At 36.7% G+C, this 14,552-nt stretch carries 11 protein-coding genes; 6 read left to right on the top strand and 5 right to left on the bottom strand.

Annotated features, from left to right (window positions below):
* Positions 1-103: 103 nt before the first annotated feature.
* The 3 genes from ACHABU_RS15830 to ACHABU_RS15820 all read right to left on the bottom strand — a co-directional run bounded on the left by ACHABU_RS15830 (position 104) and on the right by ACHABU_RS15820 (position 3,168).
* Complete coding sequence (locus ACHABU_RS15830) at positions 104-1,525, bottom strand: extracellular solute-binding protein (protein WP_435765906.1); 1,422 nt, start codon at positions 1,523-1,525, stop codon at positions 104-106.
* 31 nt (positions 1,526-1,556) lie between these two features.
* Positions 1,557-2,573 carry a LacI family DNA-binding transcriptional regulator gene (locus tag ACHABU_RS15825; RefSeq protein WP_435765905.1) on the bottom strand — a complete coding sequence of 339 codons (1,017 nt, stop codon included), beginning with the start codon at positions 2,571-2,573 and terminating at the stop codon, positions 1,557-1,559.
* A gap of 490 nt (positions 2,574-3,063) precedes the next feature.
* Entirely contained in the window at positions 3,064-3,168 is a 105-nt protein-coding gene (locus ACHABU_RS15820; RefSeq protein WP_435765904.1) for a YvrJ family protein, read from the bottom strand.
* Between the two features lie 602 nt (positions 3,169-3,770).
* Between ACHABU_RS15820 and ACHABU_RS15815 the strand changes: the two genes are divergently transcribed.
* Positions 3,771-5,639, top strand: a complete 1,869-nt coding sequence (locus ACHABU_RS15815) for a bifunctional homocysteine S-methyltransferase/methylenetetrahydrofolate reductase (RefSeq protein ID WP_435765903.1) — start codon at positions 3,771-3,773, stop codon at positions 5,637-5,639.
* Positions 5,640-5,686: 47 nt separating this feature from the next.
* Positions 5,687-7,981 carry a 5-methyltetrahydropteroyltriglutamate--homocysteine S-methyltransferase gene (metE, locus tag ACHABU_RS15810; RefSeq protein ID WP_435765902.1) on the top strand — a complete coding sequence of 765 codons (2,295 nt, stop codon included), beginning with the start codon at positions 5,687-5,689 and terminating at the stop codon, positions 7,979-7,981.
* Positions 7,982-8,102: 121 nt separating this feature from the next.
* Here metE and ACHABU_RS15805 read toward each other — a convergent pair whose 3' ends face one another.
* Entirely contained in the window at positions 8,103-8,480 is a 378-nt protein-coding gene (locus ACHABU_RS15805; protein WP_435765901.1) for an SET domain-containing protein, read from the bottom strand.
* Positions 8,481-8,655: 175 nt separating this feature from the next.
* Complete coding sequence (locus tag ACHABU_RS15800; protein WP_435765941.1) at positions 8,656-9,342, bottom strand: response regulator transcription factor; 687 nt, start codon at positions 9,340-9,342, stop codon at positions 8,656-8,658.
* 153 nt (positions 9,343-9,495) lie between these two features.
* On the opposite strand from ACHABU_RS15800, the gene ACHABU_RS15795 reads away from it, so the two are divergent.
* The 4 genes from ACHABU_RS15795 (at position 9,496) to ACHABU_RS15780 (ending at position 14,531) form a co-directional block, all read left to right on the top strand.
* Complete coding sequence (locus ACHABU_RS15795; RefSeq protein WP_435765900.1) at positions 9,496-10,530, top strand: zinc-binding dehydrogenase; 1,035 nt, start codon at positions 9,496-9,498, stop codon at positions 10,528-10,530.
* Positions 10,531-10,762: 232 nt separating this feature from the next.
* Positions 10,763-11,773, top strand: a complete 1,011-nt coding sequence (locus ACHABU_RS15790) for a tetratricopeptide repeat protein (RefSeq protein WP_435765899.1) — start codon at positions 10,763-10,765, stop codon at positions 11,771-11,773.
* Between the two features lie 218 nt (positions 11,774-11,991).
* Complete coding sequence (locus tag ACHABU_RS15785) at positions 11,992-13,137, top strand: plasmid pRiA4b ORF-3 family protein (protein WP_435765898.1); 1,146 nt, start codon at positions 11,992-11,994, stop codon at positions 13,135-13,137.
* Between the two features lie 395 nt (positions 13,138-13,532).
* Complete coding sequence (locus ACHABU_RS15780; RefSeq protein WP_435765897.1) at positions 13,533-14,531, top strand: hypothetical protein; 999 nt, start codon at positions 13,533-13,535, stop codon at positions 14,529-14,531.
* The last annotated feature ends 21 nt before the right edge of the window (positions 14,532-14,552 follow it).

Raw genomic sequence — 14,552 nt, 5'->3', positions numbered from 1 at the left:
TTTATTTTATAAACCAATACTAAACACCTCTTTGTGTTTATAGGACTAAATTTATTAATCATGCGTGTAAAGATTAGTGGGGGCTTATATGCCCCCTTTTGAATTAATCTATAAGGTTTGCTGCTTTTAATTCTTCATTCATCGATGAAACAGCTTCCTCAACTGACAAATCACCCATTATGGCTTTGAATGCATAGTTTGTAACAATTTTCTCGGCATCTGGCCAATCTGCTGTGGAATTCTCAAGTGTTGAATTATTAGTCATAACTACTTCGCGAGCCTCTTCCACACCTGGCAATAGACCGATAGGGTTTTCGAAATTCGAATTATTCGGAATAACAACCCCGTGATCCATTCCGTGCTCCTTACCAGTTTCAGTTAATTCATAATTTCCGTTATCCACGGTAAAGTCATGTCCTTCGATACCAAGTGTTCCTAAAATGTTTCCTTCTTCAGAATGCCAAAATTCGAGGAATTTCAATGCACCTTCAGGATTTTCTGCATTCACAGGAATAGCAAACAAACTAGGGTCCCCACGACGGAGCATGAAACCATTCGGCCCCTCTGCACCGGTAATCCCTTTTGCTTGGAATTCTGTATTTGGATCTTCTTCTTGACGAATGTTATTGAACAATCCTACCCACGCATCCCAGTATGTAACCATACCAACACGGTCAGTCAAAAACATTTCTCTCATTTTTCCTGTGTCATTTGTAGCAAAGTTCGGATCTAATATTCCTTCTTCATGAAGCTTGTTGAGCCATTCATATACTGGGATGGCATCTTCTGTTGCATATGGAATAGTCCGGTTTCCCTCTTCGTCTACTACATATTTATATTTCACCCCAGCAGCACTCATAAATGGTTGAATATCATATAAGCCAGCTGTAGATAATCCATACGTATCAGTTTTGCCATTTCCATCAGGATCTTCCTCTGTAATGGCTTTTAATACGTCATAAAATTCATCCAATGTTGTTGGTTGGTCAAGACCTAATTTATCCAGCCAATCCTGGCGAACAATTGGCATGGTTCCACCTTCAGATTTATTAAATACTCCGTAAATTGCACCATCATCGTATGTTATTTGTTCCCATTCAGATTGTGGAATAACAGCTTCATCTGATAAAGTCTCAGAGGAATCAATTTGATCATTTAATTGCATTAAAGCACCTTGATCTACTAGAATATCCATTAGATCTTTTGTTAAATAGATAATGTCATATTTTTCACCAGAAGAAATAGATGTTAAGAGCTTTTGATCATAATCAGAAGGAGGCTTCTCCATATCAACTTTCATACCCAATTTTTCTTCAAGCTCTTTTACAAAAAGCTCTTGTTCATCAGCATCCTTACCACCAACGACATTGCTTAGGATTTTAATTGTTCCGCCCTCTTCTGTTGTCTCTTTATTATCAGAAGCATTTGCTTCAGCATCCTCTTCAGTTGAACTATTGCAAGCTCCTAAAATAAACAGTGAAAATACTAAGATAAAAGTAACTATATATTTATTTTTAAAATGCATATTAATCCTCCTTAGAATATAAGTGATAACATCAACTATTCGAACATGAGCCTCGTTTCTCAAAATGTGTAGGTACAATAATCCGCTTTACAAGAGGTTTATTTGTATGTAGTTGGTCGATTAATAGCTTTGCAGATTCTGAACCAAGCTGCTCCCCATTTAAGTGAACACATGATAATGGCGGTGAAAATTCTGTCGCATATACAGAATCATCACTAAAGGAAATAACAGCTAAATCATTTGGAATAGAATATCCCTCTTCTTCAGCAGCACGATAAACACCAAGTGCCATCTTGTCATTATCAGTAATTATTGCAGTAATCTTATTATTTTGTATTAATATTTCCTTTGCTTTTTCATAACCAAATTCGACTGAGCTTGATTTTTTATCCTTGTATACTACTTGGTCAGAATCTAGTTCAATTCCTGCTTCTTTTAAGGAAATCTTAAATCCTAGCTCACGATCCATACTTACAGTTCGAAATGATGGTGCATTTAAAAACAAGATATCTTTATGACCCAACGAAATTAAATGTTTTCCTATACCTTCTGCCGCACTTACATTATTGTTATCAACATATGACAATTTATCTTCATAAGTTTGAGGAGGCTTTCCAATAACAACAAGTGGTATATTTTGTTTCATTCGTCCTACAATTCTCGGATCTTCTACCTCAGGGTCTAATAAAATTTCTCCATCAACAGGATCGGATGTCTGAAACTCAACCTTATTTTTGTAGTCGTCAGACAATGTGTTGACTAGTAATCGATAACCTTGTTTATAGCACTCATTCAATACACCGTTAAGCAAAGATAGATGAAACTGACTGAATTTCACTTTTTCAGCCTGCATATTCAAGCCAATAATTCTCGTTTCTTTTACAGCTAAGCTTCTTGCCCAATAATTAGGTTTATAATTTAATTCATTTGCAATTCTTAGTACCCGCTCTTTCACCTCCTTGCTAATGGGCCGTTTCTCACTAAATACGTTTGAAACTGTACTTTTAGAAACTCCAGCAACCTTTGCAACATCTTCCATTTTCGCCATGCATTTCCTCCTCCACGTCTAATATATTAAACCGGTTTTATTAAGCTAGTATTAATGCACTGTATGACTTCCGTTAACTTTTACTCTCGATTAGTTTTGTAGCTATACTGTAATAATGCCTTGTATCAAAGGAATAATTTTACTAATTTTAAGTAAATCATGTGAACTGACTGCATTCTTCTAATTACTATAAAGTATAACTGCATTACTAATTCCAATTAACTATAAGATTATTGGAAGATTATTATAAAACCGGTTTCATTATTAATTGTTAGAAATCTCTAGAAAAGACTCTCCTAAATCAGGAGATGGATTCATCCAATTATATGATTGTGGATATATAACATTATTGCTTCCTAATTTTGACAAATCCTAAACCCGAGCAAATATGAACGATTTGCACAGTAAGCGATTCAATATCCGCGATGTCCATTAGGCTCTCCCATCTAACAGAAAAGAAACTCCAGCAGATACCAAAGTTTCTTTAGTTTCATTTCATCTTCTCAGGCAAGAAATAGATGGATTCAATCAACACATCAAACGCCTCCTCAATCCGATGCAACAGAAAAAATGTTACAACAATCGGTAAGCACACTTCTGTTATGAATAATAATCAGGTTTCCATGTTTCTTACCTCCGATCCATACGTTAGATATATAACAAGACCTGCAAGCGATGTTACTGGTCTTGTGTTCTCAATCTATAAAGCTCTACTGTGAGACTTCGACTTACATTAAAGTCAGCAATCACTACTTTTGCGCCTTCACGCTCAGAAATCGCTTGCCCCATCCCTAAAGTTGCTCTAGTAACCACTGCAACTCTGACTTTTAATTTCATTCCTATTCCTAAGTTGGGAAAGTTATTGAACACTTGTTCATTGATTATGAAACGGAATTAGAAAAAAGGAACAAACAACAGGAATTCCTACTGGATATAGTTTAAAACTATAGTTGGAGAAAGATTTTAAGTATTATGCTATATCGATTCTTCAATGTTACGCTTGATATACAATTTTAAATATAGAATTTTCGTTATTCACTTTTTATTTTAAATCTTTTTAGTTTTTAACCGATAAGGATTTACTCAGCAATGACTAACAAAAAAGGAGGATGAATTGCCATAACTTTATCTGGAGGTCCTATAGCTTTTGATAAATAGTGGATTTTTAATAATAAATGAATCGAAAGGATGATATGGATGGATTTATTAGCTGAACTAGAAAGAAGGATTCTAATCGGTGATGGTGCGATGGGAACCTTACTTTATTCCTATGGTGTTGATCGTTGCTTTGAAGAGTTAAACCTAACACATGAAGAACAAATCACACATATTCATCAATCCTACATTGATGCTGGATCAGACTTAATCCAAACAAATACGTATGGTGCAAACTATATCAAACTTGCTCGATATGGATTAGAAGATCAAGTAAAAAAAATAAATACACAAGCAGTAAAAATAGCGAAGAATGCCGCGAATAATAAAGATGTATTTGTTCTTGGTACGATAGGTGGTATACATGGAACACAAGCGTCACAGGCGACAAATGAAGAAGTGAAAAGAAGTTTCAGAGAGCAGTTGTATTGTTTACTTTTAGAAAATGTGGATGGTCTAATGTTAGAAACCTATTACAACTTGGATGAATTAACAACAGTGTTAGAAATTGCACGAGAAGAAACAAACATACCAATCATCGCCAATGTATCCATGCATGAGCCAGGTATTCTTGAAAATGGCATCCACTTACCCAACGCACTACAACGGTTGGAAGACACTGGTGCCGATGTGGTTGGGATCAATTGCCATTTGGGTCCCTTCCATATGCTGAACTCGTTTAAGGATGTTCCCTTACCAGAAAAGTCATTTCTAGCAGCATATCCGAATGCTAGTTTACCAGCTTACCATGAAGGAAAACTAATCTATGAAAATGAACCAGACTATTTCATTCGTTGTGCACAGGATTTCCGCAATGAAGGGGTTCGATTACTCGGTGGATGTTGTGGCACTACACCTGAACATATAAAAGCATTAGCAAAAGGAATTCACGATTTAAAACCATTAACAGAAAAGAAAATAGTAAAAAAGCCCTCGCCAATTGAAGTTAAAGGAAATCAAAATCAACCCAAAACCCCTTTACTCGATATTGTGAAAAAGAGACATTCCATTATTGTTGAACTCGATGCTCCGAAACACCTGGAGACAGAAGAATATATGGAATCTGTGAAAGCATTAAAGAAAACCGGAGTCGACGCGATTACATTGGCAGATAATTCACTAGCAACACCAAGAATAAGTAATATCGCAATCGCTGAAAAAATTAAACAAGAGGTCGGGATCCGAACACTTGTACATTTAACTTGCCGAGATCGAAATTTGATTGGTTTACAATCGCATCTAATGGGACTGCATACATTAGGTATCCATGAAATTCTAGCAATTACTGGAGATCCGACGAAAATTGGCGACTTTCCAGGTGCAACTTCCGTTTTTGATGTTACATCATTTGATTTGATTAAATTAATCAAGCAATTCAATAATGGAATTTCTTTTTCCGGAAAGTCGTTAAGACAGCAAACCTCCTTTCAAGTCGGTGCTGCCTTTAATCCGAATGTTGCCCGACTTGACAAAGCGGTAGAACGAATGGAGAAGAAAATCGCCTGTGGTGCTGATTATTTCCTTACACAACCAATGTATAGTCCAGAAAGAATTATTCAATTAAGAGAAGCAACGAAGCATATTGATACACCTATCTATGTAGGAATTATGCCACTTACGTCAACGAGAAATGCAGAATTTCTTCATAATGAAGTACCAGGCATCAAGTTAACCGACAATGTAAGAGAAGAAATGCGTTTAGTTGCTTCGGATAAACAATTATCGATTGAAAAAGGGATTGCAATTGCAAAAACATTAATTGATACAGCACTGGACAATTTCAACGGTATTTATTTAATCACCCCATTCATGCGTTATGAGATGATCATTCAACTTGTTGAATATATACAAGAAAAAGTACAACTAAATCCTGTTGAGGAGGTGTTGTCCACTACCGGACATCGTCTGTAAATAATGATTATCTAAATCAAGTAAAACAAACATGAGGAGGAAATAAAATGGCAAACGTAATTAGTTCAAATTTAGGTTATCCACGAATTGGTGAAAAGAGAGAATGGAAACGTTCTTTGGAAAGGTACTGGAACAAGCAAATTTCCGAGAAAGAATTAGTAGAACAAACGGATGCAATCAGACTAGCAAACTTGAAAAAGCAAAAAGATCTTGGAGTTGATTTAATACCAGTTGGCGATTTTTCCCTATATGATCATGTCCTCGATACATCTGCTATGTTCGGAATTATCCCAGATCGTTTTAATTATAAAGGTGGGAAAGTTGACCTAGAAACCTATTTTGCAATTGCACGTGGAACAAAAGATGCAGTCGCATCTGAAATGACGAAATGGTTTAATACGAACTATCACTATATTGTTCCCGAACTTGAAAATCAGAAGCCAACATTAACCGAAAATCGCCCACTTGCATTTTATAAGGAAGCAAAAGAAAAACTAGGTATTGATGGCAAGCCAGTTATTTTAGGTCCCATTACATACTTAAAATTATCAAAGGGATATGAGGAGAAAGACTTTTCAACACGGTTACAGGAATTTATCCCTTTATATATCCAAATATTAAAAGAACTTGAAGAAGCAGGAGCGTCATGGGTACAAATCGACGAGCCAATTTTTGGAACGAATGTATCCAAAGAAGTCATCCAAGAAGCAAAGCAAGTATATGAACAATTTAAGCAAGCTGCACCGAATCTGAAACTTATTTTACAAACCTATTTTGAACATATTATTCATTACAAAGAGATCGTAGAATTCCCTGTACATGCAATTGGACTTGACTTTGTTTTTGGAGATTCATTGGAATTAATTAAACTTTATGGCTTCCCTGAAGATAAGGTGCTTGCAGCTGGGATTATCAATGGACGAAATGTATGGCGAGCTAACTTAGAAGATAAAATAGCCCAATTAGAAACGATTCAACAATATAGTAAGAGTAACCAATTAATTATACAGCCGTCTTCTTCCCTATTACATGTTCCAGTAACTATAAAGTCTGAAGTAAAGCTGGATTCAGATGTGAAAGATGGGTTAGCTTTTGCAGATGAGAAACTAGAGGAAATTGTCTTACTTACGAAGGGCCTTTATTCCGGGAAAGACTCTATTAAAACTCAACGAAAAGCGAATAAAGATGCACTAGATCGTTTTTCCAATTCAACGAATCGAAATAATAAACAAGTACAAGATGCGATAACTAAATTAGATGCTTCTGATGCAACACGTTCTCTACCTTTTAGTGAACGTATCAAAAAGCAGCATCATGAATTAAATTTGCCACTACTTCCTACAACTACGATTGGTAGCTTACCACAAACAACGGAAGTAAGAAAAACAAGAACGAAATGGCGTAAAGGTGAAATTACAAACAACCAATACGAACAGTTTGTTAAAGATAATATTGAAAAGTGGATAAAGATCCAAGAGGAACTTGGTCTTGATGTCCTTGTACATGGTGAATTCGAGCGAACAGATATGGTTGAATATTTTGGTGAAAAACTAAATGGGTTTGGTGTTACCGAATATGGCTGGGTCCAGTCCTATGGTTCACGCTGCGTAAAACCACCGTTAATTTTCGGGGATGTATCATTGGATCAGCCAATGACAGTAAAGGAAAGTGTTTTTGCTCAAAGCTTAACAGACAAACCTGTAAAAGGAATGCTAACAGGTCCAGTCACGATCCTAAACTGGTCTTTTGCCCATGATGATGTTTCCAGGTATACGGTACAAAATCAGATTGCTCTAGCACTGAGAAAAGAAGTGGAAGTTCTTGAAGAAAATGGTATCCAAATTATTCAAGTAGATGAGCCTGCCTTACGAGAGGGCCTCCCATTGGACGAAAATAAATGGAAGGATTATTTAGATGCTGCCGTATACGCATTCCGATTAGCAACATCATCTGTTACGGATGGTACGCAAATTCATACGCATATGTGTTATTCTGATTTTAAAAACATCTATGATGCGATTGATGGATTGGATGCGGATGTTATCTCTATCGAAACTTCCCGAAGTCATGGAGAGATCGTTTCTACTTTTGAAGAGAATACGTATGCAAAAGAAATCGGACTTGGTGTGTATGACATTCACAGTCCACGCGTTCCAGATAAAGAAGAAATCAAACAAAATATCAACCGAGCATTACAAACCATATCTAAAGAACAATTTTGGATCAATCCTGATTGTGGTTTAAAAACAAGAAGTGAAGCTGAAACAATTGGGGCATTAAAAGCAATGATTGTGGCTGCTAAAGAAATACGCGAGGAACAGTTAACCTTTCAAAAACAATAATGTATGATTGGATAGTTTCACTACTATATAGAGAGCATTCTTTCTAATGAATATACAAAAAACCGACTCATCCATCATGAGTCGGTTTCCTGTATATACCTTTTCCTATTTTCTATTCCTTTTAGTCCTCGTTAAACCACAGTGGATCATTGTTATCAACATCACCATTATAATTAATTAGAATCTCTTCTCCTGCTTTTATATTTGTATGTGCATAAAAGATAAAAGTGTGATTTTCAAAACTAATCTCGTATGTTGCATTAGGCTCATAGGAATGGTTAAACAACATTCCATAACCAAGGAGGATAGCAGTATGGTTGATCCCATATTCAAAAGCGTAATCAGCTAGTAGCGTTTTTTCAATATGTGGATGCTGGTCGTTTGGATAAGAAATTACAGGTGCTTCATGTAAAATTTCTCCTTTTTTAATATCACATGTAGCAAATACCCCTCTATTGAATTCTCCATCACTTAGTGAAGATGTTTTTATCTCAATCATGTTATTCGCCTACTCACTTTTTAATTAATGTATCTAACTGTAACATGAATTTTAACATTATGCTCAAAAAAGGCGTAAATCCCCTTCTGGATTAACGCCTTTTTTTATACGATTGACATTAAACTGTGAAAAAAAGTTAACCGATAGCCCATTTAGCGGTATCGGAAACATGCCCCTAGGCTAGCATCCCCCGCCTGAACATCTCTGCAATCGCATGAACCCGGTTTGTTGCGTCGAGCTTTTTGATTGCCATTTTTACATATTGCTTAACAGTCAGTTCACTGATATCGAGGGATGAGGCGATTTCTTTTGTTAACTCGCCCTTCGCAACTCTTTTCATCACCTCAAACTCACGTTTACTAAGTAGTTTCTTCCTCTCTTTATGTGTTGAACCTTGAATAATTTGACCGATCTTATTACTGAAATCCGTGATGGCATTGAGTTCTTCTTCATTGAATTCAGCACCTGCATCAAATAAACTGCTATAAATAAATCCAACTACGATAGACCTGCAGCAAATCGGGGTGACAAGAAAAGAAGTTATTGCGGATTCAATGACGAAATTACTACTCGTCTTTTCAAAAAGCTCCCGATCCCGAAAGAATTTAGCTTTCTTCTCATCAATCGCTTCCATAATAGTTGGTAGCGTGCGAATATCATATCGTAATTCATGGATATATTTAATTTCATCTTGTTCCAAGGATATAATTCCTTCTCCTAAAAATCCCAGTGGAGAATAACGTAATAGGTATGCATTTTGTACCGGAAAGAGTTCCGTATACATTTCCAGGTAAGCGACGAGTTGTTTCTCATGGGATGCTGTATTTTCGATTATTTGTAATTGATCAGATAAGGTAGACATTTGAACCACATTAACTCCTCCTTTTAGGGTAGATGGACTATACAAAAATAGGAATATACACACTTCTACAAATATTATAACATTAATATTTGAAAGCGTTATCTTTTTGCGTGAGTATTTACTTATTTTTAAATGCATAAGGGGGATAAATTGATGAGGGCTTTAGTAATAGAAGATGTTCAAAAAGCAGTTGTAAAGAATGTTCCAGATCCGGAAATTGAAAAAGACGGGATTCTAGTTAAAACCATGGCAAATGGCGTATGTAGAAGTGACTGGCATGTATGGATAGGTGACCATGGTATTGTTCAGCCAATTATCGGCCATGAGTTCTGTGGTATTGTGGAGGAAGTAGGTCCTGAGGTGAAGAACTTTAAACGTGGGGATCGTGTTATCGTTCCTTTCTCTGGAAGTGATGGAACTTGCCCACATTGTATTGCGGGCAATACAAACCTCTGTGATTCCTTTTTCGTACCAGGTACCGCTTATCAGGGTGGATACGGAGAATATGTTGCAGTGCCATTAGGTGATCGTAATGTGATGCATATGCCGGATAGCCTTAGTTTCTCAGATGCAGCAGCACTCGGATGTCGCTTTATGACTGCCTATCATGGCGTAGTTGATCGCGTGAATGTATTACCTGGTGAAAAAGTAGTCGTTTACGGTTGCGGCGGCATCGGACTCTCTGCGATTCATATTGCTTCATCGATGGGGGCGACTGTTATTGGTGTAGATATTAATGAAGCGAACCTTGAGCTTGCTAAGAAGCTTGGTGCGGATTACACGATTAATAGTAAAAACACCAACCCTGTGGAAGCAGTTAAGGAATTGACACTTGGCGGTGCTGATGTTTCGATCGATGCACTTGGAATTACAGAAACATGTGTAAATGGAATTAACAGTCTTGGTAAAGGTGGTAGACACCTGCAAATTGGGGTTACTACGAAAAAAGAAGGCGGATTTATTTCCATCCCTGTTGATGATATGTTAATGAACGAAAAATCATTTGTGACTACACTTGGAATCCCAGCATTCCGCTTCCCTTCCTTATTGGATCAGGTTGCTACAGGCAAACTGGAGCCAGGTAAAATGGTAACACGAAATATCAAGCTTTCTGAGGTTGAAGGAATTTTTGAAGATATGACTAATTTTAAAACAACAGGTACTTTTGTTGTAACGGATTTCAGTTAAGGAAATGGGCTGTCTGGAGAAATTCTGGGCAGCCTTTTATTATTTGATTTCAACGTTTTCCTTTCTCCAAGTATTTTTGATAATCTCCCCCACCGCTTAGGCCGTTTTTCTTTTTCCATCGTTGCTAGAACGTTCAAGATTTAGAGCATCTAGATGCAAGTTAGGTGAACTGTTGCTATAAAAATAGTATGATAACGAGAGGAATGGACGGGACGGAAGGAAGCGTTACTTCATGGATATACAACAGTTGCCAAAGGATCTTAACCAACATGGCTTTCAAAAAGCTGCAGAGCTACTGCCTATGGTCACGGTGAAACAAGGTATTGAAAAACTTGAAACGATCACTGAAATTCTGGAAGATTTCCAGGCGGTAGCAATCGATTTTTCAGACGATATCAGTATTCTATACGCACAAGTACGTGCTTTATCCGTATATGATGAGACGTATCAAGAAATATTACTACGTGATCTGCATTACATCTTACAGGAAGTTCTCACTCCAGCTCATGACTTTGCTAGTATACTCATGGAAGAAGCTGAACTGAAGGAAGCAATTACATGGTATCAACAAGCAATGCAAGGTGATTCGGATGCCCAGCTTGCACTAGGTAAATTCTATAAAACAATCAACCGAGATAATTGGGCTTTTGGTTGGTACGAAGCAGCTGCGAATGCAGGTAATCCCGATGCCATCTACTGGGTAGGCAATTACTATTTTGACGGAATTATTGTCGATAAGAATTTTAAAAAGGCATTTACATGCTATAAGAAAGCCGCATTAAAAGGCCATCCTGACGCAATGAACAATTATGCAGATATGTATTTCCGTGGGGAGTATGTGGAAAAGGACGTTCAACGTGCATTTAAGTTATTTTCCATTGCCGCGCAACGTGGTGTTGCTGAATCCATGTATACCGTTGGCTATCTGTATAAGAATGGAATCGGTGTAGCAATGAATTTGGAAAAAGCAAAGCATTGGTTTATCAGGTCCGCCCTTGCCGGTGATGACTATGCAGCCAATCACCTCGGTCAGGAAGCATTTGAACAGGACAACGGCGAGGACGCATTATACTGGTTCCAGATGGCAGCAGACCGGCAAGACGCCCTCGGCAAATTTAACCTCGGTTTTTGCTACGAATCCGGAACAGGCACCCCGATGAATATAAAAAAAGCAAAGTACTGGTACCAACAAGCTGCACTTCAAGGTGATACAGAAGCAAAAGAGAAGTTGAAAGGTTTATAAGATTATTATTTTCGGTATGGATCTTTGATGATTCTACAGTTCGAGGACGAAAACATGGAGAACTACCACATTTTTTATTGGAATAATTTCCTTTACTAATTGGGAACGATACAACCCAATCAACTCAAGCCGACTTCTATTAAACGACAGAGCAAAATGATATAATGCTGTTATACGGACTAAAGCGTAGTTCATAATTAATAGAAGGAGTTATTCCTATGCATATCCAAGGTACGAAAAAACTACTGGATTATTTAAAAATAAATCCTGTGACCCAACAGGAAGAAGATCCTCTTTTCTCATGGCACGCCAATTTAATGACCATTAACCGTAGAAAAGCGATTGTATTGGTAAATGACAAAAATCGCTACGTCATTGTTTTATATGGAATAGTCGCAAAGCATGTAAAGAAACTTGATGACCTTATTTTAGAAAGCATGCGAAAAACTTTCCTGGCAGAGGGGATTAAGGAAGAAATCGTCGAACAATATATTCAACACGCCCCAGATTTTACCTTTGCTAAAACAAAAGATAAGACATCCGTAGCCAGAATGAATAAATCTTGTGAAACAATCTATATTTGGGATGACTTATTGGATGATGATCATGTTGAACAAATAAAGTTTAACAAGCAAGCAAGCCGCTATTTAATTACAAATGGCAAAAATAATTATATCAACCCTAACCGAGAACTATATAACACTCTTGGAGATTTCGCAGGTCAAACGGCAATACAAACAAAAGCTGTAAGACTTAACGTGAAATTAAATTTAGATCGCAGCCATGTATTGCGCAAACTGGTGGTTCCTCTTAACTTCACTTTTTATCAGTTACATAAAGCCTTACAAATTGCTTTTGACTGGGAAGATTATCATTTACATGAATTCTATATTTATGGTGACCAAACTATTGATGCACAAAACAAGGGAAGGTCCCTCAACTACCCTCCCTTTGATCTTGAAGATAAAAAACTCATTCTAAACATTGTTAGAGATGAAGAAACTTTACATTATAAAAATAATATCCCGGTAAAGCTTGAAGCAGGAATCAAACTGTCCAGTTACCTTCCAACATATAAACATATGAATTACGTTTATGACTTTGGTGATGATTGGGTTCATCGTATAGAAGTCGAATCAATTATTAATGATTACGACAAAAATTATCCGATATGTATGGAAGGAGAAGGAAACACACCACCTGAAGATGTAGGTGGCATCCACGGCTATGAAATGTATCTAAACATTCTGGCAGACCCAACTCACCCCGATCATCAGCATATGCTGGAATGGGGTAAAGGACAAAGTAATCGGGAATTTGATATTGAGAAAGTGAATAGGTTCCTGAGGAGTGAATTTGATTAAAGAATTAAGCAAACAGAATACACCTTGGCACCTCCAGTGGCACCGCCCAAAGTGTTTACTGATTAGAAGTCCTGTTCTTTAATTCTATCACCACTATTAAAGGCTCCTCCGTATTGAGGTGTATATAACTTAAATGACAGACCAAATGACGTATGCCAATGCATACGTCATTTTTGTTGTTATTCTAAAGCTTAATAGTTAAATTAGCTATTTTCATCCGAATATTTCAGTTCTTTTTATATGACAATTAAAATCTACCTTATGAAGAAGCTTTCTCTTGTTTTTTGCCTCGTTTGGTCGTTTATCTTAAATCAAAAACTAAAGATACTTGAATAGCAATTAAATAATTAACAAAAACTAATTATTAATCAAGTGTAATAAAAGGAGGTGTTCTTGTGAATAGAAGCTTGTTATTTATCACTGTTTTATTGTGTACTATGTTTGCGCCACTCATTTCAAATGCTCACGTTAAATGGTTTACAGAAGAAGCAGCTTCAAAGGAAAGTATTGTAAATATTTTATCGCCTTTTTTCATGACATTTGCTCTATTAGTTGCTATTGTTTTAGCTGCAATACCTCAACTTCTTCCTAGGTTGATGAATTTAGAGATAGCGAAAAAGATTGAAGAAAAACTAGCAGGTTTGCGTATATACTCAAGACATTTGTTAAAATACGGAACAGCTCTCGCATTAACCATTCAAGCTTTATCAGGAACTATGTTTGCACCTGAATTTAGTATAACAGGACCATTGCCACAAGTTGCATTTTGGGTTGCAATTGTTTTATTACTGATCCCCCACCACTATGCGACAAAATTAGCTTCTATTGTCCTCTTGAGTTTGTTTATAATGGTTTGGTCCGATGCAGGATGGTTCCATATGCTTGATTATGGATTTTATTTGGCTATTTTCTTCGTATTATTAGTAGGGAAGTCGCAATGGGAAAAATGGGGATTTCCTTTCTTATATCTGGGCACGGGGCTTTCACTTTGTTGGGTTGCTGTTGAAAAATGGGTGTATCCGGCTATGACGCTCGATATTATTGAACGTCACGCTGTTCCTACATTTGGATTTGAACCGTCCATTTTTATAGTGATGGCTGCTTTTATTGAATTTGTTGTTGGTTATTTACTTGTTGTAGGCATACTGAACCGACTTTTAGCAGCACTGGTCACGATATTATTTATACTCACATCCATGCTCTTTGGAATTACTGAGATTATTGGTCATGCGATGATCCACATTATCTTACTTATTTTTATTATTGAAGGTGTCTCTTTTTATTACCCTCCAATTAAGATGCACAAATCTAGAATCGATCAAATGATTTTTGTATTCCTTAATTTCTTATTTGTCTTGGCTACCTTCATTTTGATTTACTATCGCTTTGCATAGAACTAACTTCTCTGAAAATAA

This window comes from Oceanobacillus sp. CF4.6 (assembly GCF_051262635.1).
Classification (GTDB): domain Bacteria; phylum Bacillota; class Bacilli; order Bacillales; family Amphibacillaceae; genus Oceanobacillus.
This window is presented reverse-complemented; position numbering and strand designations above follow the sequence as displayed.

Excerpts from the sequence above, each read along its gene's own strand:
- ACHABU_RS15830 (WP_435765906.1), bottom strand. The coding sequence starts at position 1,525 with ATGCATTTTAAAAATAAATATATAGTTACTTTTATCTTAGTATTTTCA.
- ACHABU_RS15825 (WP_435765905.1), bottom strand. The coding sequence starts at position 2,573 with ATGGCGAAAATGGAAGATGTTGCAAAGGTTGCTGGAGTTTCTAAAAGT.
- ACHABU_RS15815 (WP_435765903.1), top strand. The coding sequence starts at position 3,771 with ATGGATTTATTAGCTGAACTAGAAAGAAGGATTCTAATCGGTGATGGT.
- metE (WP_435765902.1), top strand. The coding sequence starts at position 5,687 with ATGGCAAACGTAATTAGTTCAAATTTAGGTTATCCACGAATTGGTGAA.
- ACHABU_RS15805 (WP_435765901.1), bottom strand. The coding sequence starts at position 8,480 with ATGATTGAGATAAAAACATCTTCACTAAGTGATGGAGAATTCAATAGA.
- ACHABU_RS15800 (WP_435765941.1), bottom strand. The coding sequence starts at position 9,342 with ATGTCTACCTTATCTGATCAATTACAAATAATCGAAAATACAGCATCC.
- ACHABU_RS15795 (WP_435765900.1), top strand. The coding sequence starts at position 9,496 with ATGAGGGCTTTAGTAATAGAAGATGTTCAAAAAGCAGTTGTAAAGAAT.
- ACHABU_RS15790 (WP_435765899.1), top strand. The coding sequence starts at position 10,763 with ATGGATATACAACAGTTGCCAAAGGATCTTAACCAACATGGCTTTCAA.
- ACHABU_RS15785 (WP_435765898.1), top strand. The coding sequence starts at position 11,992 with ATGCATATCCAAGGTACGAAAAAACTACTGGATTATTTAAAAATAAAT.